Origin of the sequence: Comamonas sp. A7-5, assembly GCF_039581385.1 — a bacterium.
GTDB classification, from domain to species: Bacteria; Pseudomonadota; Gammaproteobacteria; order Burkholderiales; family Burkholderiaceae_C; genus Comamonas; species Comamonas thiooxydans.
In genome coordinates, this window is sequence record NZ_JBCPWO010000030.1 from 1 (window position 1) to 21,830 (window position 21,830).

A 21,830-nucleotide genomic window follows, 5' to 3' on the forward strand; every position below is an offset into this window, starting at 1 on the left:
CCAGGAGGCGAGAGTGCTGGCATTGCGCGGGTTGATGTCGTAGGCGATCCATCCCATGGCGCTGCTGCGCATCAGCAAGCGAATCACTGCGGTCTGTTTCGACTTGAAGACGTCGAATGTGGGATCTGCCTCTATGGCGAAGGGCACAAAGGGTTCTTTCGGCGGGAGCGGGGAGCGCAGTGGGACTGGTGGCTCCATGGTTGAGCGCAGCGCCCCCAGTTCGGCGATTAGCTCTTCCAGTTCCTGCGCGCTGTATGTGCCGTTGATCTGGATTGTTGCGTTCTTTGAATCTTCTGAGATTTGCAGGCTCATGCTCGCCCTCCTTGGAGTGGTTGGTAAAGGTGTTGCAGCCACCATCGTATCCAAGAGCAAGGGAGGTTTCATTTCGGTCCCGAAGCCTCACGTCAGCACCCGCACCGCCACGCGCTGCAGCTCTTCGATGACGGGCATGGGCACGCTGCCGGTGCGCAGCATTTCATGGATGCACTGGTTGTTCCAGCGGGCGACTTTGCGGGTGGTGAAGCTGTCGCGGCCTTCGACGTCGAGGACGAAGACGATTTGCTGCAGCAGCAGCTCCATGGCGTTGGCCCATTCGGGTGTGGGGACGACGGGGGTCTGCTTGGCTGTCTGCGCGGCGGCCGTCAGCGATGCGCCTGAGAAGTGAGGTGTGGTCATGAGAAGCAGTGTCTCTTTCCCTCCCCACGCAAACAATGGCGAAGCAGGCCGTCAAAACGACATGCGGATGCCGGCCGATGTGACGGATGCGGCATACCTGATCGCACACAACCACCCAGGCGGCGTGCGCGTGCTGGCCGAGCGCATGGGCGTGAGCGCCAATACGCTGCAAAACAAGCTGAACCCGAACAACACGACGCACCACCTGACGCTGCGCGAATCTGTGGCGCTGCAGGTGATGTCGGGCAACCCGGCAATTCTGCATGCCATGGCAGCAGCCCTGGGCTACACCTGCGTGCCTGCGTTGCCGGACCAGGCCGCGGGCGACCCGGTGGAGGCGTTTGTGGCCTTGCAGCAGGAGGTGGGCGAGTTCACATCCGCAGCGGCGGACGCCTTTCGTGGCGGCAAGGCCATGGTGAGCCGCAACGAGATCAAGCGTCTGCAGTACCGCTACAACGAGCTGATATCTGCCTTGAACCAGCTGCTGGCCACGGCGGCAGCGCGCGTGCCGGCGCCGGTGGAGGAGGGCTGATATGCATATCCAGCTGAGCGCGCGGGTGCTGAACCAGGCGGAGCTGCTGCGGCAGATCCACGGCCTGACGGGCGCACAAGCCGCCAAGGCCTATGCCAAGGCGCTGAACGATACGGGCTTCGAGATCCGCCGTGCCATGCAGGACGAGATGCGCGCGGTGTTCGACCGGCCTACGGATTACATCCTGCGCAGCCCTTTTGTGCGCATGGCCACGGCCGCCAGGCTGAGCGTGACGATCGAGCCGACCTATATGGGCGGCAAGGGGATCGATCCGCAAAAGATTCTGGATGCCCAGACCTGGGGCGGCCGCAGGCGCGACAAGCGCAGCGAGGTGGCGCTCAAGCGTGCGGGCATCCTGCCTGCCGGATATCAGACGGCGATACCCGATGAGGCCAGAGGCGGCCCTTACCCCGGCAGCGATGACGGCAAGGGCAACTTGCGCGGGCCGTTTCTGGTGCAGCTGATCAGCTACTTCCAGGCGTTTGGCGAGCAGGGCTACAAGGCCAATATGAGCGCCAAGGGCTATCTGCGCGTGCACCGCGGCACCCAGAAGCAAGCGGGCCGCCGCTATTTCGTGGCCTACGGCAAGACGCGCGGCGGGCCTCGCATCACCCAGAAGGGTGAGCAGGACGAGCGCACGGCGCACCTGGCACCAGGCATCTGGGCAGCCAGCGGCACAGGCGGCGCCGATGTACGCCCGGTGCTGATGTTTGTGCGGCCGGGCCGTGGCTACCTGCCGCGCTTTGACATGGACAAGGTGGCCAAGCGTGCCGACGCCACGGCCTACCTGGAGCGCCGTATCCGCTACCGCTTGCGCGAGGCCGCAGGCGTATGACTTCCATGAACCCAGCAACGACTTTGAGCGCGGGCGCGCAGCCGCCTGTGCAGATATCAGGAGGTTTGACCATGCAGCAACCCCAATCCGTGGTGACCGGGCGCGACACCAGCGCCGAGGCGTTTGCCGCTCTGGGCAATGAAACGCGCCGCCGTTTGCACGAGCGCCTGTACGAGTCGCTGCGCCATGCCCACCAGCAAGGCGTGCGCGACATGAGCCGGCGCGAACTGCGCGATTACCACAACGCCCAGACGGGCGAGTGGCTGGAGCTGTGCAGCGTGGCCAGCACGGTCAATGCCCTGCTGGCTGCCGGACGGCTGGAGGAGGGCACTGCACGCCGCTGCAGCCTGTCGCCACGCCAGCGTGACGTGATGCCTGTGCGCTGCAAGGCGCGACAAACGGCCTTGGCCTGATCGGGAGAGAAGTATGAGCACCATCATCATGTCGGCCTGCTGGCCGCTGCAGGGCATGTCTGCTGCGCAAAAGGCGGTTCTGATATCGCTGGCGGATCAGTCGAATGACGACGGCGTGTGCTGGCCCGGTGTCGGCACCATTGCCCGGCGCACCTGTCTGTCGGAACGGGCCGTGCAAGAGGCGCTGTCGTGGCTGCAGAAGGTCGGTCTGGTCTTTCGGGAATATCGCCTGAACGCCAGCACCAGCTACACCATCACACCGGGCAGTTTTGACCCGACGAAGGCACCTGTCGGTCGCAGTCGGAGCAAGGCAGGTGGTGCAGATGGCGCACCCCCCGCAGATAGCGCACCCCCCGCACCAGGCGCACCAGGTGGTGAACCAGGCGCACCTGTACCCCCGCACCAGGCGCACCCCAGGGGTGAACCAGGCGCACCCAAATCATCATTGAACCGTCATAGGAACCATCAAAGAACCAACACACCTGCGCTTGAGCGCGCAGGACCTGTTGCCCAACCGGAGGACGTGACCGACCAGACCTGGGCCGACTGGCTGCAGCTGCGCAAGGTCAAACGGGCACCGGTGACGGAGACCGTGCTGAAGGGCGCCAAGGCAGAGGCGGCCAAGGCCGACATGACGCTGGAGGCCTTTCTGCAGCTGTGGTGCATACGCGGCTCGCAAGGGCTGCAGGCCGCATGGCTCAGGCCTGCTGCAGCACCGGCAGGTGGTCGTGCGCCGGCGTTCAACGCGAACAAGCACGCAGCTGCGGCAGCAACGATCTTCGACGGGGTGTGGGATGCATGACGTGGCGACGTTGACGGCTGAAGCGATCCAGCAAGCGCAGGCACGCGCCGCAGATCTGGCAGACGGGCTGCGGGCCGGACCGGCGGTGCGCAAGCTGTTCGTGCTGCTGCAGGGCAGCTACGGCAGCCTGTTCCTCAGCAAGTTCGCCACCGGGCTGAAGGACGGCCAGGGCCACGACAAGGGCATCCGTGCAGCCATGAACGTCTGGCAGGCGCGCCTGGGGCGCTTTCCTGCCGACGTGCTGGAGGCCGCGGCCGCCCGCCTGGCTGCAGAGCACCCCGACTTCCCGCCCAACCTGCCGCAGTTCGAGCTGATGTGCGATGCCGCCATGCCGCGCCAGACCTACGCCCAGCAGCAGGGCCTGCCTGCCTTGCCCGCGCCCGTGGCCGCGCCGCCTGTGAAGGTCAACCTGAAGGAGCGCAACGACGGCAAGGACTGGGCACGCCGCATCGTGGCCCGCATGGAGGGTGGAGACACCAGCATCTCGTACTACGCCGGCAAGTCCGCACGCATGGCCCTGGGCCTGGAGGTGAAGGTTTGATGCGCTGCACAAAAAATAGGCAGATTGAGGGTCGCGGGTCCTTCCGCCGAGCCTCTGAAGCGGGTAATTCGAGCCGCGTTGTCGGACTGTTTCGTGAGTTTCCTAAGGGGGTTGTATTGTGAGGATGATTGAGCTTGATGCCCGCCCCACGCAAGCGGAGTTTGCTATCGTTATCGGAGTGTCGCAGCAGAACGTCAGCGCTCTCATGGCCGATGGCAAGCTGCCCACCGGCGGCACCTGGGCCGAGCTGCTGACCACCTACTGCAACCGCCTGCGCGAAGTGGCGGCTGGGCGCATGAGCGGCGAGCTGGGCGGCCTCGACCTGGTCCAGGAACGCGCCGGCTTGGCCAAGGCCCAGCGCGAGGCGCAGGAGTTGAAGAACGCCGTCGCCCGTGGCGAGTACGCGCCCATCGGCATCCTGGCTGACGTGCTCGGCCTGGCCAGCTCCGCCATCGTCGATCGCATGGACCAGTTCGAGGGCCAGGTGCGCAAGGCCTGCCCTGATCTGCCGCAAGAGGTACTGCTGATCGTGCTGCGCATCATGGCCGACGCGCGCAACGAGTGGATCCGCTCCACCTCCCAACTGGTCAACAAAGAGGTCGAAGCCATGGCGCAGCTCGATGCAGACGAGACCGCTGCATTGGATATCAGAGCAGGTGCCGCAGAGGAGGGCGACGCCGCATGAGTGCACCCCTCAGCCCCGAAGCCATGGCCGCCATCCAGGCCGCCAATGCGCTGGGCCTGTCCAGCCTGCGGGCCGATGCGCCGCAAACCCTCAGCGAATGGGCGGCAGAGCACTTTCTGCTGGCCGGCGAATCCAGCCACCAGAAGGGCGGCTGGGTCGGCTGGCCCTTTCAGCTCGGCATTCTCGACTTCATGAGCGACGACCGCATCGAAGAGCTGGCCGTCAAAAAGAGCAAGCGCGTGGGCTATACCAAGATGATCACCGCCTTCGTCGCCTACAACATCGCCCATCGCCGCCGCAAGCAGGCGCTGTGGCAGCCCACCGACGACGACCGCGACAGCTACGTCAAAAGCGAGATCGAGCCCGTGCTCGACGGCGTGGCCGCCGTGCAAGCCGCGCGCCGCCAGGGCAAGGGGGTGGAGGACACCATCAAATACAAGCCCTTTCGCGACAGCGTGCTGCACCTGCTGGGCGGCAAGGCCGCGCGGGCCTACCGCCGCATCACCGTGGCCGTCTCCATCCTCGATGAATGGAGCGCCTTCGACCAGAGCATCGAGAAATCCGGCGACCCCGGCAGCCTGGCCAAGGGCCGGCTGGAGGGCGCGCCATACCCCAAGTTCGTCGGCGGCAGCACGCCCCGCGTCAAAGGCATGTGCCATGTAGAGCGCGCCTGCGAAGAATCCGACGCCTACGTCCAGTACCACATCGAATGCCCTCGCTGCGGCGCGGAGCACCCGCTTGTCTGGGGCAGCAAAGAGCTGCCCTACGGCTTCAAATGGGTCAAAGGCCAGCCTGCCAGCGTGCACCACGTCTGCCCGCATTGCCTCCAGAGCATCACCCAGGCCGACTACCTGCCCGGCGGCTGGCCGCTCACCGGCACATGGGTCTGCAAAAAGACCGGCCGCCGCTACGGCGCAGACCGCATCTGGCGCGATGCTGCGGGCCAGCCCTGCCGCCCGCCGCGCACCCTGGGCGTGCATGTCTGGGCCGCCTACAGCCCCCAGCGCACCTGGGTCAGCATCGTCGACGAGTTTGAAAAGGCCCACCGCGCCCTGCAGGCGGGCGACGTCGGGCCCATGACCGGCTTCACCAACGAAACCCTGGGCGAGACCTGGGAGCTCAAAGGCGACAGTAGCGACGAACACGCCCTGCAGGCCCGGGCCGAAGACTACCCCCTGGGCCGCGTGCCCGCTGGCGCGCTGCTGCTCACCGCTGGGGTTGACGTGCAGCGCGACCGGTGGGAGATCGCCATCTGGGCCTGGGGCCGTGGGCTGGAAAGCTGGGCCATTGCCCACCAGGTCATCCAGGGCAACCCAGCCAGCGAGGCCGACTGGGAGCCCGTCACCCAATACCTGCAGCAGCGCTACGTGCAGGCCTGGCACGGCGGCAGCCTGGGGCTGTCTGCCATCAGCATCGACTCGTCCGACCAGACCCAGGCCGTCTACAACTGGGTGCGCAGCGCGCAAGGGCAGCTTGCCGGCCTGCGCGCCATCAAAGGCGACAACAACGACAACCGCAACATTGTCGGCCCCAGCAGCCTGCAAGAGGTCAACTACCGCGGCCGCAAGATATCGCACGGCATCAAGCTCTGGCTGGTGGGCGTGGACAGCGCCAAAGACCTGCTGCTGGGCCAGCTCGCCATCGACAAACCCGGCCCCGGCTATGTGCACACCAGCCAGAAGCTGCCGCGCGAATGGTACGAACAGCTCACCGCAGAGCAGCGCGTGCTCGTCAAGGTCAACGGCAAGGACGTGTACCGCTGGGTCAAGCGCAGGCCTCGTAATGAGGTGTTGGACTGCTTTGACGCTGAAACCGAAGTTCTCACGCACGGCGGCTGGCGGCGTTGGGCAGACGTGAGTTACGAAGACCTGTTGGCGACGGTAGATCTTTCTACCGATCTGATTGAATACCAAAAGCCATCGCTGCTGATCGACAAGCCTTATAGCGGCGACATGGTGCAACTCAAAGGCAAGTCCATTGATGTGCTGGTCACGCCCGGCCATCGCATGGTGACCCTGAAAAAGCAGAACAGAACGATTGCTCCCGGCGTGCGGAAATGGGACTTTGATGTGCCGCCGCAAATCACGCTAGCCAAAGACCTGACCGTGCACCATGCACTCAAGATTGCTTCGACCTGGACAGGGGATCAGTCGGACACCTACGTCATCCCCCAGTCCGTGTCCTCGCAAAACCGCATTCTCTTGCCAGAGGTGGTTGTCGATGCCCACGACATGGCGGCCTTCTTCGGGTGGTGGGTGTCCGAAGGCTCTGTGCAGGAAGTGCGCAGCAAAACACAGGGCAATGTGCGCAGGCGCGTCACGCTGCACCAAGTCAAGCCAGAGCGCCGCCGCGAGATCGAAGCACTGCTGTCCCGTCTGCCATGGAACTTTCATATCTCCCCGGACAGGTACATCCTCACCTGCATGCAAGCCTACGACCTGGTTGCGCCGCTGGGGCGCCTGCAGCATGAGCGCCGGGTGCCGAAGTGGATCAAGGATGCGAAGCCTAGCGTCATAGAGGCATTCCTCACTGCGGCCATTGCTGGTGATGGCTGGGTGCAGCAGCGTGAGAACCACCATCGACCAAGCCGCGCCTATGCCACAACGTCTCGCTTGCTGGCGGATGACATGCAGGAGCTGTTCATCAAAATTGGAAACGCCGCGACGATGCGCTTGGTGCAGCCCAAGCACCGCCCCATCATCAGAGGGCATGAGTCGCCAGCGATTCCAAAGCTCCAGTACCACGTCTATGAGCGACTTTCCTCACGAGCCTATCTGGATGGCGGCGGCAACGGCAAGCGCGGCTATATAGGGCAGGTCGTGCAATACGAAGGACGTGTGTACTGCGCCACGGTTCCTAACGGCACCTTGATCCTGCGCCGTGGAGGCAAGACCTTTATTGCGGGCAACTGCCGCAACTACGCGCTGCACGCCGCCATGTGCCTTGGCATCCACAAATGGCCTGAGGCCCGCTGGCTGCAGCTGGAGCAAACCGTGCAGCCCCCGCAAGACCTCTTCAACACCGCCCCGGCCCAGGCTGCCCAGCAGCAGCCGCAGGGCGAAGAACCCGCACCGCCACGCGTGTCAGCGCGGCCCAGCCCGTCACGCCAGCTGGCGGACGAAGAGCTTTTTAGCCCCATCAGCCTTTACTAATAAAAACCAATGTAAACGCAGGCACAGCAAGCGCAAACAGCTATCAAAACAATGAACGACAAAGACGCAACATCAACCCCTTCGGTATCGAACCAGAACAAGCTGGACCCCATAGCCGTGCTGCGCGAAGAACTGGCCGCCGCCGCGCTATGCCATGGCGTGGAGCGGGTGGAGGATTTGACGGAAGAGCTGGTGCGCCGCTATGTGCAGCGGCTGGGTGGTTTGACTGTGTATGTGCGCAACGTCCGAATGCTGGAAAGTGAGCGTGTGGCGCAAGAGATTCGTGCCCGCTTTGATGGCTGCAATGCACGAGAGCTAGCAACTCAATACGGGCTCAGTGTGCGTTGGGTGCGAAAGATTTTGCTGGGCTGATTATCGACACTGATAACATTCAGCTCTTCAGGAGGAGAGCTAATGAATCAACCAACAGACATAGTTTTTACGAATATCTGGGCCAGGGATAAATTAGATAGAAGAGGCTATGCGGATTTTTTATACAAGGTAATCGAATCAGCAAAGACCAGTGAAGCTGAAGACAATGCCTTGATTTTTGCCATTGATGGTGAATGGGGTACTGGCAAGAGTTTTTTTATAGATTGCTGGATAGATGACCTGCGAGCCAAGGGACATTTGGTAAGTCGATTCGATGCATGGAAAAACGACATCGTTGATGAGCCCTTGATAGGATTTCTAAGTCATATATATAAAGATGTTGGAGACTGGGATAAAAAAAGATTAACAACATTAGCCGGGGAGAAAATTAAACAATCTCAGAAAAATATTCTTCCTCTAGCTAAAGAACTAATGAAGGGTGCTGCGATTAAAGGTTTGGGATATATTTTTACTGATGAAGTCGTAAAGGAGGTATCAAAAAATGTTGTTGAGAGTTCTGATAAAGTAACTTCGGATCAGGAAAAAGATGAGCAATCTATGTCTGCCATGCTTATCCATCGACAACTTAAAGCGCATAATAAAAATCTTCAACTCATTGAAGAATTCAAAGATAAGTTGTCTAGTGTTGCACTGAGTCTTGTTTCATCGATTGATAGAAAGCAGCCAGTGTTTATTTTTATTGATGAGCTGGATAGATGTAGACCTGATTATGCAGTTAGATTGCTAGAGGTTGTGAAGCATATATTTAACTCAAAGGGAATATGCTTTATCTCCTCAGTGAATATACATCAGCTGCAGCAATCGATAAAAACAATATATGGCGGCGAATTTGAAGCGGATAAATATCTGGATAGGTTTTTTAGTCACAGATTGAAGCTACCGGCTCCAAGCACAAAAGAGTATATTAATTCATTGAGGGTATTTCAGAAAGTTAAAGGTAATAAGGCTAGATTAAATGCTGGATCGGGAACTATTTCGCGAGAATTCAACGAGTACTTCGTAAACTATTTTTCACAGATCTGCGATGGCTATAAATTTGATCTTAGAACAATTAAAACACTATTTTCTAGGTTAGAGGTTTGTAGAGAGTTGGTCTCGAATGATAAGCCTGATTTTTTTCACGATGAAATATTGTTCTTTATTTTGTGTTATCTGAAAAGTGATAAACCTAATAAGTCATCAATTAGTCAGTTTATACTTTCTCGCGATCATGTAAAGATAGAAAAATCTTTGTATTATTTTTATAAAATTGAGTATGGAAGAAAAATTCTCACCTGTTGCAACTGGGGTAATATTTTTAAGGTTTTTGACTACTTTTATCACAGAATTTCAAATTCCAAGGCAATTTTCAATGCGGATGGAATTGAATTTGAGTTGCGGGAAGCACTGATGAATGAATTGGGTGGTGAGAACGATGATTTGAAGAGAGTGATTGCGACACTCAATCGCTATGCTGAAGTCTGTCAGATGTCCGGTAGATTGGATAGCTGACTAAACTCGGGTAAAAAATAGCGCCTTATAGCGATAATTTGAGATTAGTAGTTCGGTTACGTTCGGCGCTACAGTCAGGCGCAAGAGTGCGCCGCTATTTGTCGCGGCTGCGTTGGTGTCATGACTATTCTCATAATGGTTGGGTGAGGGGACATGAGTAAGTGAACCCAGGGAATACGACCCAGCTTCTATGGATTTGAAGCTATGAGGCCAGCCGGTAGATGTTATCTCAGTGTGAGTCAGGATCAGCGACTATTAATCAAAACTTATTATTTAAACAAATCTATTTGCCTGATTAGTCCAATGTTCAATGCAATTTCTAATTGCATTGAACAGCGTTTCAAAATCTGAGAAATCGATATTTTTATAAAGCTCTGGTATTACTTTCTCAGCAAAATCGGATTTGCCATAGTATTTTTTTAAGTCAAATGATTGATTTGATAAGTTCAACGTCCGACCATTTAGTTGGTGCTTTAACACCCAATCTGGGTAGAGATCCTCAATTGCTCTGTTTTTCTTTGATGTACTTGGGTGGATTTTAATTAGGTATAAATTTGACTTTAAATGATAAGTAAAGTCATTGATTTTTTCTTGTATTTTACTTTCAGGATATCGGCCCTTGAAATCCTTGTAGCCGTCATCGTCATCTAATATTATTATGCTGGGCATGGTTTGGCGCCCAGTGGTTCTCCATGAAAATTTCTTTTCTTTATTTGAGAATACAGAACCATATTCTTGAGCGAAAACTCCGATAGATGGTGCTCCACCACACAGCCCAATAATCGCATTTGTCCTTTTTGGTTCGCATGCGAGAATCCTGAAAAGTGGCTGATAGGTATTATCAGAATTTTTAAAACACAAATCAGGGTACTTCGAACCTAGATTTCTCGTGGCATATCTAATGTGGGAATTATCAGTTTTCCCTTCTAGAATTAAAATCGGTGTTTTTGATGCGTAAAATTTTTCGTAAAACAAGAATTTTTTATATACTTTTTCTTGTGAACTTAGCTCTTTAGTTGAGTAAGATTTATTTGTTTTCAACAGAAATTGATCTTCATTGAGCTCATTGATATTTTTTTCTGAGAAAAGATCAATTTTGTCAATGAACCCAAGCATGCCCTGAAGTACGTTGGAGGATGAGACTTCTGAGTTTTGCTTGTTTTCTGAACGGTGCTCTAGTGGCCTTGGAATAGAGAAGTCATCGTTTTTTATATATCCATCAACCATTGCCCGAACATATTTACGGTACTCCCTAGGAACATTTACCCGTTTGTTGACAATTAAGCCGGTTACTGATTGTCTATCTTTTCTTGATTGAAGACGTGTTTTCTGATTATTTACATCGAACCCTGAGCCATTGATCTCATCTTTTAGCGTCTTTGATATTAATGTGCTTCCGCTCGAATCGATATGGGCAATTTCGGCTGGAAATTCTTTTTGATTTGTTGAAAAAGTTATGTCATCAGCATATCTTGTATAAACACATTTGTGTTTTTTTGCTAATGCAGTCAATCGTAAATCTAAAGGCCTGGTTACGATATTTGATAATATTGGTGAGGTTGGTGCACCTTGTGGAAGTCCGTCATCCAGGCAGCAAATCTGCGCGATTATTTGTGCGATATTTGGATTTAAGTTATAAGCATTATCTTTAATAAGAATTCCACGAACTCTACCAAAGTGTATAGAAGGAAAAAAATCTTTTAGATCTATGTTAAGAATCCATCGCTTATTTCGATGGGTCTGTGCATTGGTCGCAATGGAGCGATCAGGCATAAATCCATGAGAAAAACTATTGGTTCTGTTATGAGAAATAGAAATTTCGGAAAGACAGTCATACAAGAAAAATGATATTTTTCTTTGTAAGAGCTTTAATTTTGATTTAGGGGCATTAATCTCTCTCTTTCCCCCACTTCTTTTTTTTATTTTAAATTTTTTGTATTGGGACTCTCTATCAAGGCCATAAACGATATATGCCAATGTCTGTTTAGAGTAGCCGAGAATCTTAGCAAGATCGGAGATATCTTTTGCTGCCTGAATTTTTTTTAGAGTGCTCATTTCAGTGAAGGTGATCCCCGGACACTCTTACGCAACGCCATACGTCCATGACGCTCCAACAACGCTAACAGGCATTCTGCCTACCCGTTTCTGACTAGCCGCCGAAACAACGGCCCAATTCTGTCCGGGGATCACGAATAATGTAACGTATTTGTTACTTACTGCATCATCGATTTCTGTATTTGAGTAGGACACATCGCATACGGTATGATCTCAACATCACGCCCGTAAGCGTGATCTGGGCTTGGCGGCCCGGAAATCAACAGGCGCAGCGGCCGCGCCATACAAAGATGGTCAGCGGCTTTTTGCTTTCTAGAGCATGTCTGCGTGCACATGGCTTCGCTTTACGGTGGGTCGTGTGGGGACACCCGCGAGGGTGTGCCGGTGCCTGTTGCCGGTCCGCCAACCCTGCACGACCCATCACCTTTGCTTGGCGGACGAGGTGGTGGCTCAAAGGTCCATCAACAGGAGCCTCACCATGGCTGACATCTCTCTCGGTTCTTCTGCATCCGTTGTCGCTGCTCGCCCTGAGCTTTCTATTCACGACGGTATCGTCACCACCTCAAGCCTTCAAGTCGCGCAATTCTTTGGCAAGCGCCATGACAGCGTGCTGCGCTCTATTCGAGGATTGAGCAGTGAAATGGCTCCAGATGATTACCGCCACAATTTTGTGGAGGTAATCGTTGACTACACCAACGGCAAGGGCGGAGCACAGAGCGGCAAGGCTTACCGCATGACCCGCGAAGGCTTCATGCTGCTGGCTATGGGCTTTACCGGCAAAGAGGCACTGCGCTGGAAGCTGGCCTATATCGCCGCCTTCAACCGCATGGAGGCAGAGCTGCAACAGCCCGCGCAAGACCCACAGCGCATCCAGCTCGCCCAGCGTCTGGCTACCCAGGCGGCAGCCCAGGTCACGCAGGCTGTGTTCGATGCCGTGATGGCTGCAGACAACACCGACTGGCGCCACGCCCGCTATCTGCTCAACCTGGGCTACGACCGTGAAGGCCAGCCCAGCGTGCCGCATGCCCAGCCCATAGCCGACGACCAGATGATCGTCTCCTTCAACGCGCTGCCCGAGCGCATCGCCAGCGGCGAGATCCTCTCCGCCACCGACGCCCAGCTCGCCACCCTGGCCACAGCCTGCACCCAGCGCCTCACCCAACGCGCCCAGCACCGTGAAAAGCAGGCCGCCAAGCCAGCCCTTCCCGCCGCGCAACCCGCACCCAGCCTGCCGCCTGGCACGCTGATGATGACCTTCAAATAATCAGTTTTGATAGCTGCTAGCGCTTGATGGATAAGCGCTAGAGGTCGATTTGGCTTGAGGTTTCAAAGAGGTACTCACCCGTAGCTGCGGGTGGGCACTTCTTTGCCTCAACGTATGCAATAGCAGAGGAAGTGGCATAAAAATGCAGACATCTTTGGTCGAGCAAAAGCAGGTGCTTGATGCCTGTTGTGGCAGTCGCATGATGTGGTTTGACAAGCAAGACGCACGTGCAGTATTTGTGGATCGGCGCGCAGAAACAGTATCCGTAACGGACAACTCAAGAGGCAATACTTCGGGGCGACGTGTGCTGACGATTGAGCCGGATTTCTTGATGGACTTCCGTGACTTACCGTTTCCCGAGGCCTCGTTCAAGCTCGTTGCTTTCGATCCTCCCCACCTCATTCATGCGGGGCCGCGCTCCTGGCTTGCGGCAAAGTACGGAAAGCTGGGCGCTGACTGGCGGGAGGATCTGCGCCAAGGCTTCTCTGAGTGCTTTCGCGTGCTGGAAGAGGGCGGCACCTTGGTGTTCAAGTGGAACGAAACTCAGGTCAAGCTGAGGGAAGTTCTGGCCTTAACACCAGAGAAGCCGCTGTTTGGTCAGGTGAGTGGCCGTAACGGATTGACTCATTGGCTGGTGTTCATGAAATAGCTTCAGCCGAAGGATTCGGAAAAAAACAAAGCCCCTGCTGGCGTTGGCTGGCAGGGGCTTTGTTTTTGTTCGGGGGTTACTGCAGGCGTTGCAAGGTTTCTTTCAAGATCACGTGGCGTATAGCTAGCAGCAGGCGCCACTCGCCGCCCTGGTATTGCGCTGCTTTGCCAGGGTCTGGGCTGGCTGCGATTTGGGCGGGGTAGCTGGCTTCTATTTCGGCAAGCAACTGGTCTGCCTGTTCGGGCAGTGTTTTGCGCATTTTCTCCAGCTCGCGCAGGGCGGTAGATTGACTCAGGCCCAGCGCTTTACCTGCTTGAAGCATGGTGGCACGGTTGATCTGGTCAAATCTTGTGGCTTCACCCAGGCTAAGAGCTAGCTGCGTTGCTGGCCATACAGGGTTGTCGTTGAAAGCCTTTGTGTCATACACGGCAGTACAAAGTAGATCGTAGGCTGGGGCCAGTCGGATGCCTTCGTGGCTGATGTGGAATGAGATGTTCTTGAGGTGGTTGTCTGCGTTGCCGATCAGGTAGTTGAACACCAGCCAGCGGTACAGTTGCAAGCGTGTCAGCGCCTTGGCGCTGCATTGCTCAATGGCCTGTGTCAAGGTGCCCAGTGTGGCTTGCTCGTATTTGAAAGCGCGTGATTTGCCCAGTAGTTGGCAGGTATCAATGATGTGCAGGCGCTGTGTGCTGCCGTCTGGTGCTGGGCTGCGGTCAAAGCGATTAATAAGGTAAACGGGCTCTGGCGCATAGAGGTGGTGTACGGCGGGTACGTTCAAGCCCACTGCAGCGGCCAGCCGCATGTTGAAGTATTCGTTGATGACGGAGTGCGGGTAGTCCGTCGATTGACTGTCGGGCTTGAGGATGTGGGTGGACGGGGTGCCGGCCAGTGGCTCAAATAGCTCACCCTCTCGGTAGATCACCACCATCTTGTGCTGCGCACCTGCCAAAGACATGCGCTTGGGGGCGTTGTGCGTCAGCGTGGCGCGGGGCAGGTTGCGAATGCGCGCATCCAGCTCTGGCAGGGGCAGCGCAATCAGGCCGGTTGCCGCTGCGGGTGCATTTGGCAAAGCAAGAACCAGTGAGCCTGCTGATTCCGCCCCAAAGTAGGTGAGCAGCCCAAAGGCATCGGCTTCGTCAATCTGGGCTTCTTTGGCTAAAACGCTGCGCAGGTTTTCTTCGGGCAGCAGGTTGTCAAAGTACCACTGCACGGGGCGCTGGGTTGAGCCATCGATATATTCATTTTCAGACAGCGGTAGCCCGGGAGCCATCGCAAATGCTTGGGCGTTTGCTATCCATTCAGGCGTATAAGCAAAGCGCCAGATATCGTCTTGTGCGCTGAGGGTGCCGACAATCTGGTCATTGATGCGCACCTGTAGTTGACGTGCAGTGCTCATGACTGGGTCTGCTTGTTATTGCTGCTTGTACGGGGCTTCAAGGGCTTGAGACCGGTGGCTTGCAGCGCTTGCAGGTGTTCTAGCGCATCTGACGGAATTTCAACGCTGAGCTTGATCCCAGCTTCTTCCAGCAGCTTGAGCACGCGGCCCATTTGCACGGTTTCCTTGCCATGCTCCACTTCGCGGGCAAATACATGGCCTACGCCAGCGCTACCAGCCAAGTCATCCAGACGCAGGCCCTGGCTCTTGCGTACGGCCCGCAGCACCAGGCCCAAATCAGCGACGGATTGAATGGTGTGTTGCATGGTAAAAAAAGATTGGTTCGCATCTATTTTTGCATGCTTTTGCAAATTTTTCTACTGATAGATGCTTTTGCATCTTTTTTTTAAATTACAGCAGATGATCTTGCTGAAAAAGATGCAATCGGATCTATTTCTGTGAATCAAAGCCTCAGTTGCAAGAAAAAGATGTGATTGCATCTTTTAAGGTGTGTGCATCATGTTCACGCACGTCGACGGCGTGCAGTCCAAATTCGTCGCGCAGGTACGGACGGCGCAAAGGGCATGTGGCGGGCTGAAACGGTGTTGGCTTTGTGCGGTGCTTCTGTTGAAGGCAGAACCGGGGGCTCTGCACGATGGAGCTGGATGAGATCGCGTAGCAAGTAATCCAGCGTCACTTGCCGGTTGTGCAGTACAGGGAATATGGACGAAAAGAGGTACAGGACTAGCTCATAGATTTGGCGCAAAACTTGGTATGCAACAACGCACGCAACGAATGTCACGACGGCTAGCTGTGCCAATGCCTTCAAAAAAGCCCATGTGCCTTCATCACCCATCGTCTCCATGAAGTTCAAGGCTTCACTCTTGCCAAGAAAGGCGATAACCAGGCCAATCAACGCGGTCATGAGTGTCAGCAGCCGCGCTTTGGATTCAGGGTCGTAGATTTTGGGAAATAGCTCGTCAAAGTCTTTGTCAGAGGTCGAGCGGCAGGCTTTTTCCAAGGCTCGGAGTTCAATGATTTCTTTGGCCGTTGCCATGAACTTCCACGCGGGCCTTTCAAGTAGGGCCTCTAGCCTTGATCTTTTGGACATGGCGAGGCGCTCAATCGGCCTTAGATCACTGTCTTCGCTGGTCGCTCGCACAGTGAGGCGGAAACGTTCAAAGGCGATTAGCCCGCAAGACAAAAGGAAGGCAACTTCTGTTCCCAAGAACTGCCAGAACGGCTTGTCTGCTGATGGCATTTCAGCGAAGAAAAATTCGTAGCCAAAGTAGAAAAATAGTGCGAATAGGAAGATCGATAAATACCAGTGGTAGCTCTTGAGTCCGGGAAACGAGCTTCTTGGCTCGAACTCCTTGAAATAAGCGGCAGCTAGCTTGTAGTAGTCGTCCATTTCCCCTCCCTCGAAATATTGTTTTCTGTGTCTATTATCTTAACTTTGCTATCAATTTGATTGTTGATGTCATTGCTGTATAAGCCCGCAACAGGGCGGAATGAATTTAGAGAACTAGTTCCTCTGGATTGTTCCTAGCGCCCCGCCGACCATCGGCGCATGGGTCTCTACAGCCACCTCACTACCGAACAGCTCACCGCCCGGCGCGACAGTTATCTGGCCGCCATCGATGCGCGCCTGACCGGCCCCACGCAGGCCAGCCACAGCACCGATGGCGTGGGTGCGCGATCAGTCCAGTTCAATGCCGACACCACGCAGCTGCGCCGCGCCATTGACGACATCAACGCCGAGCTGCTGCGCCGTACCGGCCAGCCAGCGCGCAAGCCCATCTACCTGGTGTAAGCATGGGCCGCAGCACACGCCAGAACCGTCAAAGCCGCGCCCGTGCATCTGTTGCGCAGGGCGGGGCAGCCATGTCTGCCCACCAGGGGGCATCGCACACCGATCTGGCGCTGCGTGACTGGCAGCCGTTTGCCGGCAGCGCCGACGCTGATTTGCTCCCCGAGCTGGACACGTTGACCAGCCGCAGCCGAGACCTGGCCCGCAATGACGGGCTGATGGCCGGCGGCATTCAAACTCACCGCGATAACGTGGTGGGCGCGGTGTTGCGCCTGTCTGCCTTGCCCGATTACCGCCTGCTGGGCTGGACGCCCGAGAAGGCTCGCGAGTGGGGCAACAAGGTAGAGGCGCACTTTCGCAGCTGGGCCGACACGACGGATTGCGACGCGGCCCGCACGCTGGATTTGCTGGGCCTGACGGTGCTGGCCCTGGGCGGCGAGATGGTGAACGGCGATGCCGTGGCCATCCCCAAATGGTTGCCCCGGCCAGACAGCCCCTGGGCCACGCGGCTGAGCGTGATCGAGGCCGACCGACTGGAGACGCCGCCCCACCTGCAAGGCATGGCCCGCATTCGCCGCGGCGTGGAGCTGGACGGCGAGGGCGCGCCCGTGGCCTACCACTTTCGCGCCGCGCACCCTGGCGATGCGCTGTACCTGCGCGGCGACGAGGCGCAGGACCTGAACCGCTGGGAGCGCGTGCCCGCCTTTACCCCCTGGGGCCGCCGTCGCGTGGTGCATCTGCATGCCAAGGAGCGGACGGGCCAGAGCCGGGGCAAGCCCATCGTCAGCGCCGTGATGCGCGAGTTCCACATGGCGGGCAAGTATGCCCAGAACGAGCTGCAGGCCAGCCTGGCCAATTCGCTGGTGGCGGCGTTTCTGGAGTCGGATTTGAGCCAGGAGGCGGCCTCGGCCCTGTTCGGCGATCAGGCGCGCGATGTGTGGAAGGAGTCCGTCACCCAGTCGCGCAGCATCGGCAAGCTGCAGGCGGGGGCGGTCATTCCGCTGCCCGTGGGCGCGCGGCTGCAGTCGTTTGCGCCGGGCAGGCCCAATGTGGCCTTCGAGGCCTTCATGCTGGCGGTGGAGCGGCGCATTGCCGCAGGCATGAACCTGCCGTACGAGCTGTTTGCCAAAGACTTCAGCCGCGTGAACTACAGCAGCGCCCGCGCCGCGCTGCTGGAGGCATGGCGCTACTTTCACGGCCGCCGCCGCTGGCTGACCAGCACCTGGCTGCGGCCCATTTATGAGCTGTGGCTGGAAGAGGCGGTGAACGCAGGCGTGATCGACGCGCCCGGCTTTTACGCCAACCGCTATGCCTATACCCGCTGCCGCTTTGTGTTTGGCGGCAAGGGCTGGGTGGACCCGGTCAAGGAAGTGCAGGCCGCCAAGCTGCGGCTGGAGATTGGTGTCTCCACCCTGGAGCAGGAATGCGCCGAGCAGGGCCTGGACTGGGAAGAGGTGCTGCACCAGCAAAAGATTGAAGCCGAGCGCCGTGCCGAGCTGGGCCTGGTCAGCCCCACGGCCACGACCTGGATTGCCAACACCGCCGATAGCGCTGGCGACAAGGAAGAGGGCGCAGCCGCCCAAAAGGATGCGCCATGAGCCGACCCTATCCGCATCTGGCCGACCGCCTGTTCAACACCCCGCTGCTGCTGCACCCACAGAAGCTGGATGCCATCATCGCCGGCCTGGGCCAGCGCTTGTTGGGCACGGATGCTTTGCCGATCGATGCAGCCGCCATCAGCCCCCGCGCGGCTTTGCCCGCTGAGATGTTCACCACCCGCAAGGGCGAGCGCACCGAACGCGGCTACCGCGTGAACGAGGGCGTGGCCGTGATCAGTGCCATGGGCGGCCTGGTGCACCGCACCCGGCTGGAGGCCGACAGCAGCCTGCTGATTGGCTACAACGACCTGGCTGCCGATATGGAAGACGCCCTGGCCAAGAACGAGGTGCATGCCATTGCCCTGGTGATGGACAGCCCGGGCGGTGAAGTCTCTGGCGCGTTTGAGCTGGCCGAGCGCATTTACGCCGCACGCGGCAGCAAACCCATTGTGGCCGTGGCCGACGGCATGGCGGCCAGTGCTGCCTACCTGGCCGCCAGCGCAGCCGATGAGGTGGTGCTGTCTGCCACGTCGTATGTGGGCTCGATTGGCGTGGTGATGCGCCATGTGGATTTCAGCCGCGCGCTGGCCAATGAGGGCATCAGCGTTTCTCACATCTTTGCCGGCGACCACAAGGTGGACGGCAACCCCTACCAGCCCTTGCCCGATGCGGTGCGCGCCAGCCTGCAGGCCGATATCGAGGGGCTGTACCAGATGTTTGTGCAGGCGGTGGCCAGGCACCGCGGCATGGAAGAACAGGCCGTGCGCGACACGCGCGCCGCCGTGTACCGGGGCGTGGCTGGGGTGGCTGCACGCCTGGCCGATCGCATTGGCACGGCCGATGCCGTGATTGCCGACCTGTCTGCGCGCCGCGCTCGCAGTTACCCCGCAGTGGCGGGAATGTCTTTTCAACTTCAAGGAGCTTCTATGGGCGACCCCCAAACCATTCAACCGGCGGCGGCTGCGCCTGCCGAACCTTCCACGGCAACGGTTGCGGCACCCGCCGCTGCATCGGCTGCTGCACCTGTGGCACCTGCTGCTGCTGCTGCTGCTGCTGCCTCGCAAGGCCTGGAGCAAGCCCGTGCCGAGGGGGCCCAGGCAGAGCGCGCCCGCGTCAGCGCCATCCTGGGCCATGCCCATGCAGCAGCCAATCCGACCCTGGCGCAGACCTGCATTGCCGGCGGCCTGACGGCAGAGCAGGCCCAGGGCGTGCTGGATGCCGCACCGGCAGCTGCCGTGGCCGCGTTGGCGCCCGCTGCCACCAACCAGTTTGCCCAGGCCATGGCGGCGCTGGGCAACCCCAATGTCTCGGGCGTTGAGGCGGCCAGCCCCGATGGCTCTGCACAGGCGGCCACCCAGGCCGCTGCCGGTTGGGGCAAGGCCTTTGGCACCGCACCGTAACGCAACCCCCACCCATAGGAGCACACACCATGCAAGTGCAAGAACTCGGCCCCGGCACGGCCTGCTATCTGGTCAGCGAGGCCAACGGCACCCGCTCGCGCGAAGTGGTCACTATCGCGCAGGGGCAAAACCTGCTGCCCGGCGCTGTGCTGGGCAAGGTCACTACCAGTGGCGCATACACGGCAGTCAGCCCCGCCAACGACAACGGCAGCCAGACCGCCATTGCCGTGCTGTTTGCCGCAGTGGACAGCACTGCCGCTGCCCACGCCGCCGTCATCACCGCCCGCGACGCCGAAGTGGCCGCCCATGCGCTGGCCTGGCCTGCAGGCACGACCGAACCCCAGAAAACCGCTGCCCTGGCCCAACTGGCCGCCGTGGGCATTGTTGCGCGCTGAAGCCGCGCCAGAAAAAGGACTACCGATATGGCCGATCTCAATATCTTTGCGCACGAGGCATTCAGCATGACCTCGATGTCCACCGCCATCCAGGCGGCGCCCTATGCACCGCAGCTGCTGGGGCAACTGGGCATCTTCACGACCGAGCGCTCGCGCACCACCACCGTGGCGATCGAGGAAAAGGGCGGCGTGCTGTCCCTCATCAAGACCAGCCCGCGCGGCGCGCCCATTGAAGAAGGCAAGGGCGAAAGCCGCCGCATGCGCCATTTCGACACCCTGCGCATTGCGCGCGGCAAGACGCTGTATGCGTCGTCGGTGCAGAACATCCGCGCCTTTGGCTCCGTCAGCGAGCTGCAGGCCGTGCAAAACGAGCTGGCCGACATCATGAACGGCAAGACCGGCCTGCGCGCCGCCGTGGAGCTGACCCACGAGCACATGCGCCTGGGCGCCGTGCAGGGCAAGGTGCTGGACGCCGACGGCACCGTGCTGGTGGACTGGTATGAAGAATTCGGCATTGCCCAGCCTGCCGAGATCAACTTCGACCTGGCCAACGCCACGGCCGAGGGCGGCGAGATCCGCAAGCAGTGCAACGAGCTCATCCGCGACATGATGCGCGCCAGCCATGGTGCCTGGCTGCCCGGCCAGACCTATGCCGTGGGCCTGTGCGGCGACAACTTCTTTGACGACCTGACCGGCAATGCCGAAACGCGCGGCACCTACCTGAACCAGCAGGAGGCACGCGACCTGCGCAACGATGTGGGCCAGGTCTTTGGGTCGTTTCGCTACGGCAACATCCAGTTCATCAACTACCGCGGCACCGACGACAACAGCACTGTGGCCGTGCACCCGGACAAGTGCCAGTTCTTCCCCGTGGGCGCGCCGGATGCGTTTCGCGTCGGCTTCTCGCCGGCCGAGTCCTTCCCCTTCGTCAACACGCCCGGCCAGGACGTATACGCCATGGTGGTGACGGACAAGGACCGCCAGGAGTGGGTGCGCCCCGAGGTGCGCAGCTACCCGCTGTTCATGTGCACCCGCCCCGGCATGTTGCAGCGCGCCAAGCGCAAGGCTTGAGCATGCTGGCAAGTACTGCACCTTTTGCGCAGGTGGATGCGCTGATCAACCAGGGCGTGAGCCAGCTGCTGGCCAACGCCACGGCCAGCTGGCAGGGTGGCAAGCCCTTTGGCGTGGTCTTCAACCGCACGCCGCTGGAAGGCTTTCTGGCCGATGCCGCCACTGCCGAGCGCCACACCGTGGCCATGCCGGTTGCCGATGCCCCCGGCATTGCCGAGGGCAGCACCGGCCTGCTGCTGGGCGGCCAGCCCTGCCAGGTGACCGGGCCGGTGGTGCAGGACGCCAGCGGCTGGGCCACTTTCCCCATCGTCTTTCTGAACTGACCGCCATGTTGCTGCTTGAACAAGTCATCAAGTCGCGCCTGGCAGGGCGCAGTGCGCTGGCCGCCTGGCAGGTGCGCGGTGCATCGCAGCTGTGCGACCGTACGCAGGTGCCGGCCATCGAGGTGCGCATGTCCGGCGCGGGCCTGGGCGATGTGTCGCGCGAGGCTGCCCAGCTGGAGCCGCGCTGGTCCTGCGTGCTGGTGAACCGGCGCAGCGACACCGCTGCTGCCGAGCTGGACGCCGCCATGGAGGAGGTGGTGGGCTGCCTGCACGGCTGGCAGCCTGCGGTGCCCGGCGGAAGGGCCTGGTCTGAGCTGCGCGCCGCCGGCGTGCGCGAGGCCGAGTTTGTGGACGCCGGCCTGGTCGGCTAC

General features: G+C 58.6%; 24 protein-coding genes. 18 read left to right on the plus strand and 6 right to left on the minus strand.

Annotated features, from left to right (window positions below):
• Both AAIL67_RS24220 and AAIL67_RS24225 read right to left on the minus strand, forming a co-directional pair.
• Positions 1-312 (minus strand): hypothetical protein (locus tag AAIL67_RS24220; protein WP_343485333.1); only part of this gene is annotated, 312 nt, incomplete at its 3' end.
• An 87-nt stretch (positions 313-399) separates the two neighbouring features.
• Positions 400-675, minus strand: coding sequence for a hypothetical protein (locus AAIL67_RS24225; protein WP_343485334.1), 276 nt, complete (start codon positions 673-675; stop codon positions 400-402).
• 61 nt (positions 676-736) lie between these two features.
• On the opposite strand from AAIL67_RS24225, the gene AAIL67_RS24230 reads away from it, so the two are divergent.
• The 9 genes from AAIL67_RS24230 to AAIL67_RS24270 all read left to right on the plus strand — a co-directional run bounded on the left by AAIL67_RS24230 (position 737) and on the right by AAIL67_RS24270 (position 9,519).
• Positions 737-1,207, plus strand: a complete 471-nt coding sequence (locus AAIL67_RS24230; RefSeq protein ID WP_087864709.1) for a phage regulatory CII family protein — start codon at positions 737-739, stop codon at positions 1,205-1,207.
• A gap of 1 nt (position 1,208) precedes the next feature.
• The gene (locus AAIL67_RS24235; RefSeq protein WP_343485336.1) at positions 1,209-2,042 is read left to right on the plus strand and encodes a hypothetical protein; all 834 of its coding nucleotides are present in this window, start codon (positions 1,209-1,211) and stop codon (positions 2,040-2,042) included.
• Between the two features lie 71 nt (positions 2,043-2,113).
• Positions 2,114-2,455, plus strand: a complete 342-nt coding sequence (locus tag AAIL67_RS24240; protein ID WP_167002296.1) for a hypothetical protein — start codon at positions 2,114-2,116, stop codon at positions 2,453-2,455.
• 13 nt (positions 2,456-2,468) lie between these two features.
• The gene (locus AAIL67_RS24245; protein ID WP_343485338.1) at positions 2,469-3,257 is read left to right on the plus strand and encodes a helix-turn-helix domain-containing protein; all 789 of its coding nucleotides are present in this window, start codon (positions 2,469-2,471) and stop codon (positions 3,255-3,257) included.
• On the plus strand, positions 3,250-3,798 hold the full coding sequence (locus AAIL67_RS24250) for a hypothetical protein (protein ID WP_343485340.1): 549 nt from the start codon (positions 3,250-3,252) through the stop codon (positions 3,796-3,798). The genes AAIL67_RS24245 and AAIL67_RS24250 overlap by 8 nt, the downstream gene beginning before the upstream one ends.
• Before the next feature lie 124 nt (positions 3,799-3,922).
• Positions 3,923-4,483 carry a hypothetical protein gene (locus AAIL67_RS24255; RefSeq protein WP_343485341.1) on the plus strand — a complete coding sequence of 187 codons (561 nt, stop codon included), beginning with the start codon at positions 3,923-3,925 and terminating at the stop codon, positions 4,481-4,483.
• Positions 4,480-7,635 (plus strand): terminase gpA endonuclease subunit, encoded by a 3,156-nt coding sequence (locus tag AAIL67_RS24260; RefSeq protein WP_343485343.1) that lies wholly within the window; start codon positions 4,480-4,482, stop codon positions 7,633-7,635. The genes AAIL67_RS24255 and AAIL67_RS24260 overlap by 4 nt, the downstream gene beginning before the upstream one ends.
• Positions 7,636-7,686: 51 nt before the next feature.
• Positions 7,687-8,007 (plus strand): Mor transcription activator family protein, encoded by a 321-nt coding sequence (locus AAIL67_RS24265; protein WP_343485344.1) that lies wholly within the window; start codon positions 7,687-7,689, stop codon positions 8,005-8,007.
• A 42-nt stretch (positions 8,008-8,049) separates the two neighbouring features.
• Positions 8,050-9,519 (plus strand): P-loop NTPase fold protein, encoded by a 1,470-nt coding sequence (locus AAIL67_RS24270; RefSeq protein WP_343485345.1) that lies wholly within the window; start codon positions 8,050-8,052, stop codon positions 9,517-9,519.
• Between the two features lie 273 nt (positions 9,520-9,792).
• Here the strand turns inward: AAIL67_RS24270 and AAIL67_RS24275 are convergent, their stop codons facing one another.
• A complete protein-coding gene (locus AAIL67_RS24275) occupies positions 9,793-11,574 on the minus strand; it encodes a retron Ec67 family RNA-directed DNA polymerase/endonuclease (RefSeq protein WP_343485347.1) in 1,782 nt (593 codons plus the stop codon).
• Between the two features lie 478 nt (positions 11,575-12,052).
• Here AAIL67_RS24275 and AAIL67_RS24280 point away from each other — a divergent pair, with 478 nt between their 5' ends.
• Together AAIL67_RS24280 and AAIL67_RS24285 are read left to right on the plus strand one after the other, a co-directional pair.
• Positions 12,053-12,838 carry a Rha family transcriptional regulator gene (locus AAIL67_RS24280; protein ID WP_343485349.1) on the plus strand — a complete coding sequence of 262 codons (786 nt, stop codon included), beginning with the start codon at positions 12,053-12,055 and terminating at the stop codon, positions 12,836-12,838.
• 142 nt (positions 12,839-12,980) lie between these two features.
• The gene (locus AAIL67_RS24285; RefSeq protein ID WP_343485350.1) at positions 12,981-13,487 is read left to right on the plus strand and encodes a class I SAM-dependent methyltransferase; all 507 of its coding nucleotides are present in this window, start codon (positions 12,981-12,983) and stop codon (positions 13,485-13,487) included.
• Positions 13,488-13,563: 76 nt separating this feature from the next.
• Here the strand turns inward: AAIL67_RS24285 and AAIL67_RS24290 are convergent, their stop codons facing one another.
• The 3 genes from AAIL67_RS24290 to AAIL67_RS24300 all read right to left on the minus strand — a co-directional run bounded on the left by AAIL67_RS24290 (position 13,564) and on the right by AAIL67_RS24300 (position 16,273).
• Positions 13,564-14,859: a HipA domain-containing protein gene (locus AAIL67_RS24290; RefSeq protein WP_343485351.1), complete on the minus strand. Its 1,296-nt coding sequence runs from the start codon at positions 14,857-14,859 to the stop codon at positions 13,564-13,566.
• Positions 14,860-14,879: 20 nt separating this feature from the next.
• Complete coding sequence (locus tag AAIL67_RS24295) at positions 14,880-15,188, minus strand: helix-turn-helix domain-containing protein (RefSeq protein WP_034395508.1); 309 nt, start codon at positions 15,186-15,188, stop codon at positions 14,880-14,882.
• Positions 15,189-15,385: 197 nt separating this feature from the next.
• Positions 15,386-16,273 (minus strand): hypothetical protein, encoded by an 888-nt coding sequence (locus AAIL67_RS24300; RefSeq protein ID WP_343485352.1) that lies wholly within the window; start codon positions 16,271-16,273, stop codon positions 15,386-15,388.
• Positions 16,274-16,432: 159 nt separating this feature from the next.
• Between AAIL67_RS24300 and AAIL67_RS24305 the strand changes: the two genes are divergently transcribed.
• The 7 genes from AAIL67_RS24305 to AAIL67_RS24335 form a co-directional block, all read left to right on the plus strand.
• Positions 16,433-16,675, plus strand: a complete 243-nt coding sequence (locus AAIL67_RS24305) for a hypothetical protein (RefSeq protein ID WP_120968660.1) — start codon at positions 16,433-16,435, stop codon at positions 16,673-16,675.
• 2 nt (positions 16,676-16,677) lie between these two features.
• Positions 16,678-18,270 (plus strand): phage portal protein, encoded by a 1,593-nt coding sequence (locus AAIL67_RS24310; protein WP_343485354.1) that lies wholly within the window; start codon positions 16,678-16,680, stop codon positions 18,268-18,270.
• Positions 18,267-19,670, plus strand: coding sequence for a S49 family peptidase (locus tag AAIL67_RS24315; RefSeq protein ID WP_343485355.1), 1,404 nt, complete (start codon positions 18,267-18,269; stop codon positions 19,668-19,670). Before AAIL67_RS24310 ends, AAIL67_RS24315 begins: the two co-directional genes overlap by 4 nt.
• Positions 19,671-19,699: 29 nt before the next feature.
• Positions 19,700-20,065: a head decoration protein gene (locus AAIL67_RS24320; protein WP_343485356.1), complete on the plus strand. Its 366-nt coding sequence runs from the start codon at positions 19,700-19,702 to the stop codon at positions 20,063-20,065.
• A 27-nt stretch (positions 20,066-20,092) separates the two neighbouring features.
• On the plus strand, positions 20,093-21,136 hold the full coding sequence (locus AAIL67_RS24325) for a major capsid protein (RefSeq protein ID WP_343485357.1): 1,044 nt from the start codon (positions 20,093-20,095) through the stop codon (positions 21,134-21,136).
• A 2-nt stretch (positions 21,137-21,138) separates the two neighbouring features.
• On the plus strand, positions 21,139-21,459 hold the full coding sequence (locus AAIL67_RS24330) for a hypothetical protein (RefSeq protein WP_343485359.1): 321 nt from the start codon (positions 21,139-21,141) through the stop codon (positions 21,457-21,459).
• A gap of 5 nt (positions 21,460-21,464) precedes the next feature.
• Positions 21,465-21,830: hypothetical protein (locus AAIL67_RS24335; protein ID WP_343485360.1), on the plus strand; the 366-nt coding region annotated here is incomplete at its 3' end.

Bases quoted from the DNA above. Each gene is read 5' to 3' on its own strand.
- AAIL67_RS24225 (WP_343485334.1), bottom strand. From the start codon at position 675: ATGACCACACCTCACTTCTCAGGCGCATCGCTGACGGCCGCCGCGCAG.
- AAIL67_RS24230 (WP_087864709.1), top strand. From the start codon at position 737: ATGCGGATGCCGGCCGATGTGACGGATGCGGCATACCTGATCGCACAC.
- AAIL67_RS24235 (WP_343485336.1), top strand. From the start codon at position 1,209: ATGCATATCCAGCTGAGCGCGCGGGTGCTGAACCAGGCGGAGCTGCTG.
- AAIL67_RS24240 (WP_167002296.1), top strand. From the start codon at position 2,114: ATGCAGCAACCCCAATCCGTGGTGACCGGGCGCGACACCAGCGCCGAG.
- AAIL67_RS24245 (WP_343485338.1), top strand. From the start codon at position 2,469: ATGAGCACCATCATCATGTCGGCCTGCTGGCCGCTGCAGGGCATGTCT.
- AAIL67_RS24250 (WP_343485340.1), top strand. From the start codon at position 3,250: ATGCATGACGTGGCGACGTTGACGGCTGAAGCGATCCAGCAAGCGCAG.
- AAIL67_RS24255 (WP_343485341.1), top strand. From the start codon at position 3,923: ATGATTGAGCTTGATGCCCGCCCCACGCAAGCGGAGTTTGCTATCGTT.
- AAIL67_RS24260 (WP_343485343.1), top strand. From the start codon at position 4,480: ATGAGTGCACCCCTCAGCCCCGAAGCCATGGCCGCCATCCAGGCCGCC.
- AAIL67_RS24265 (WP_343485344.1), top strand. From the start codon at position 7,687: ATGAACGACAAAGACGCAACATCAACCCCTTCGGTATCGAACCAGAAC.
- AAIL67_RS24270 (WP_343485345.1), top strand. From the start codon at position 8,050: ATGAATCAACCAACAGACATAGTTTTTACGAATATCTGGGCCAGGGAT.
- AAIL67_RS24275 (WP_343485347.1), bottom strand. From the start codon at position 11,574: ATGAGCACTCTAAAAAAAATTCAGGCAGCAAAAGATATCTCCGATCTT.
- AAIL67_RS24280 (WP_343485349.1), top strand. From the start codon at position 12,053: ATGGCTGACATCTCTCTCGGTTCTTCTGCATCCGTTGTCGCTGCTCGC.
- AAIL67_RS24285 (WP_343485350.1), top strand. From the start codon at position 12,981: ATGCAGACATCTTTGGTCGAGCAAAAGCAGGTGCTTGATGCCTGTTGT.
- AAIL67_RS24295 (WP_034395508.1), bottom strand. From the start codon at position 15,188: ATGCAACACACCATTCAATCCGTCGCTGATTTGGGCCTGGTGCTGCGG.
- AAIL67_RS24300 (WP_343485352.1), bottom strand. From the start codon at position 16,273: ATGGACGACTACTACAAGCTAGCTGCCGCTTATTTCAAGGAGTTCGAG.
- AAIL67_RS24305 (WP_120968660.1), top strand. From the start codon at position 16,433: ATGGGTCTCTACAGCCACCTCACTACCGAACAGCTCACCGCCCGGCGC.
- AAIL67_RS24310 (WP_343485354.1), top strand. From the start codon at position 16,678: ATGGGCCGCAGCACACGCCAGAACCGTCAAAGCCGCGCCCGTGCATCT.
- AAIL67_RS24315 (WP_343485355.1), top strand. From the start codon at position 18,267: ATGAGCCGACCCTATCCGCATCTGGCCGACCGCCTGTTCAACACCCCG.
- AAIL67_RS24320 (WP_343485356.1), top strand. From the start codon at position 19,700: ATGCAAGTGCAAGAACTCGGCCCCGGCACGGCCTGCTATCTGGTCAGC.
- AAIL67_RS24325 (WP_343485357.1), top strand. From the start codon at position 20,093: ATGGCCGATCTCAATATCTTTGCGCACGAGGCATTCAGCATGACCTCG.
- AAIL67_RS24330 (WP_343485359.1), top strand. From the start codon at position 21,139: ATGCTGGCAAGTACTGCACCTTTTGCGCAGGTGGATGCGCTGATCAAC.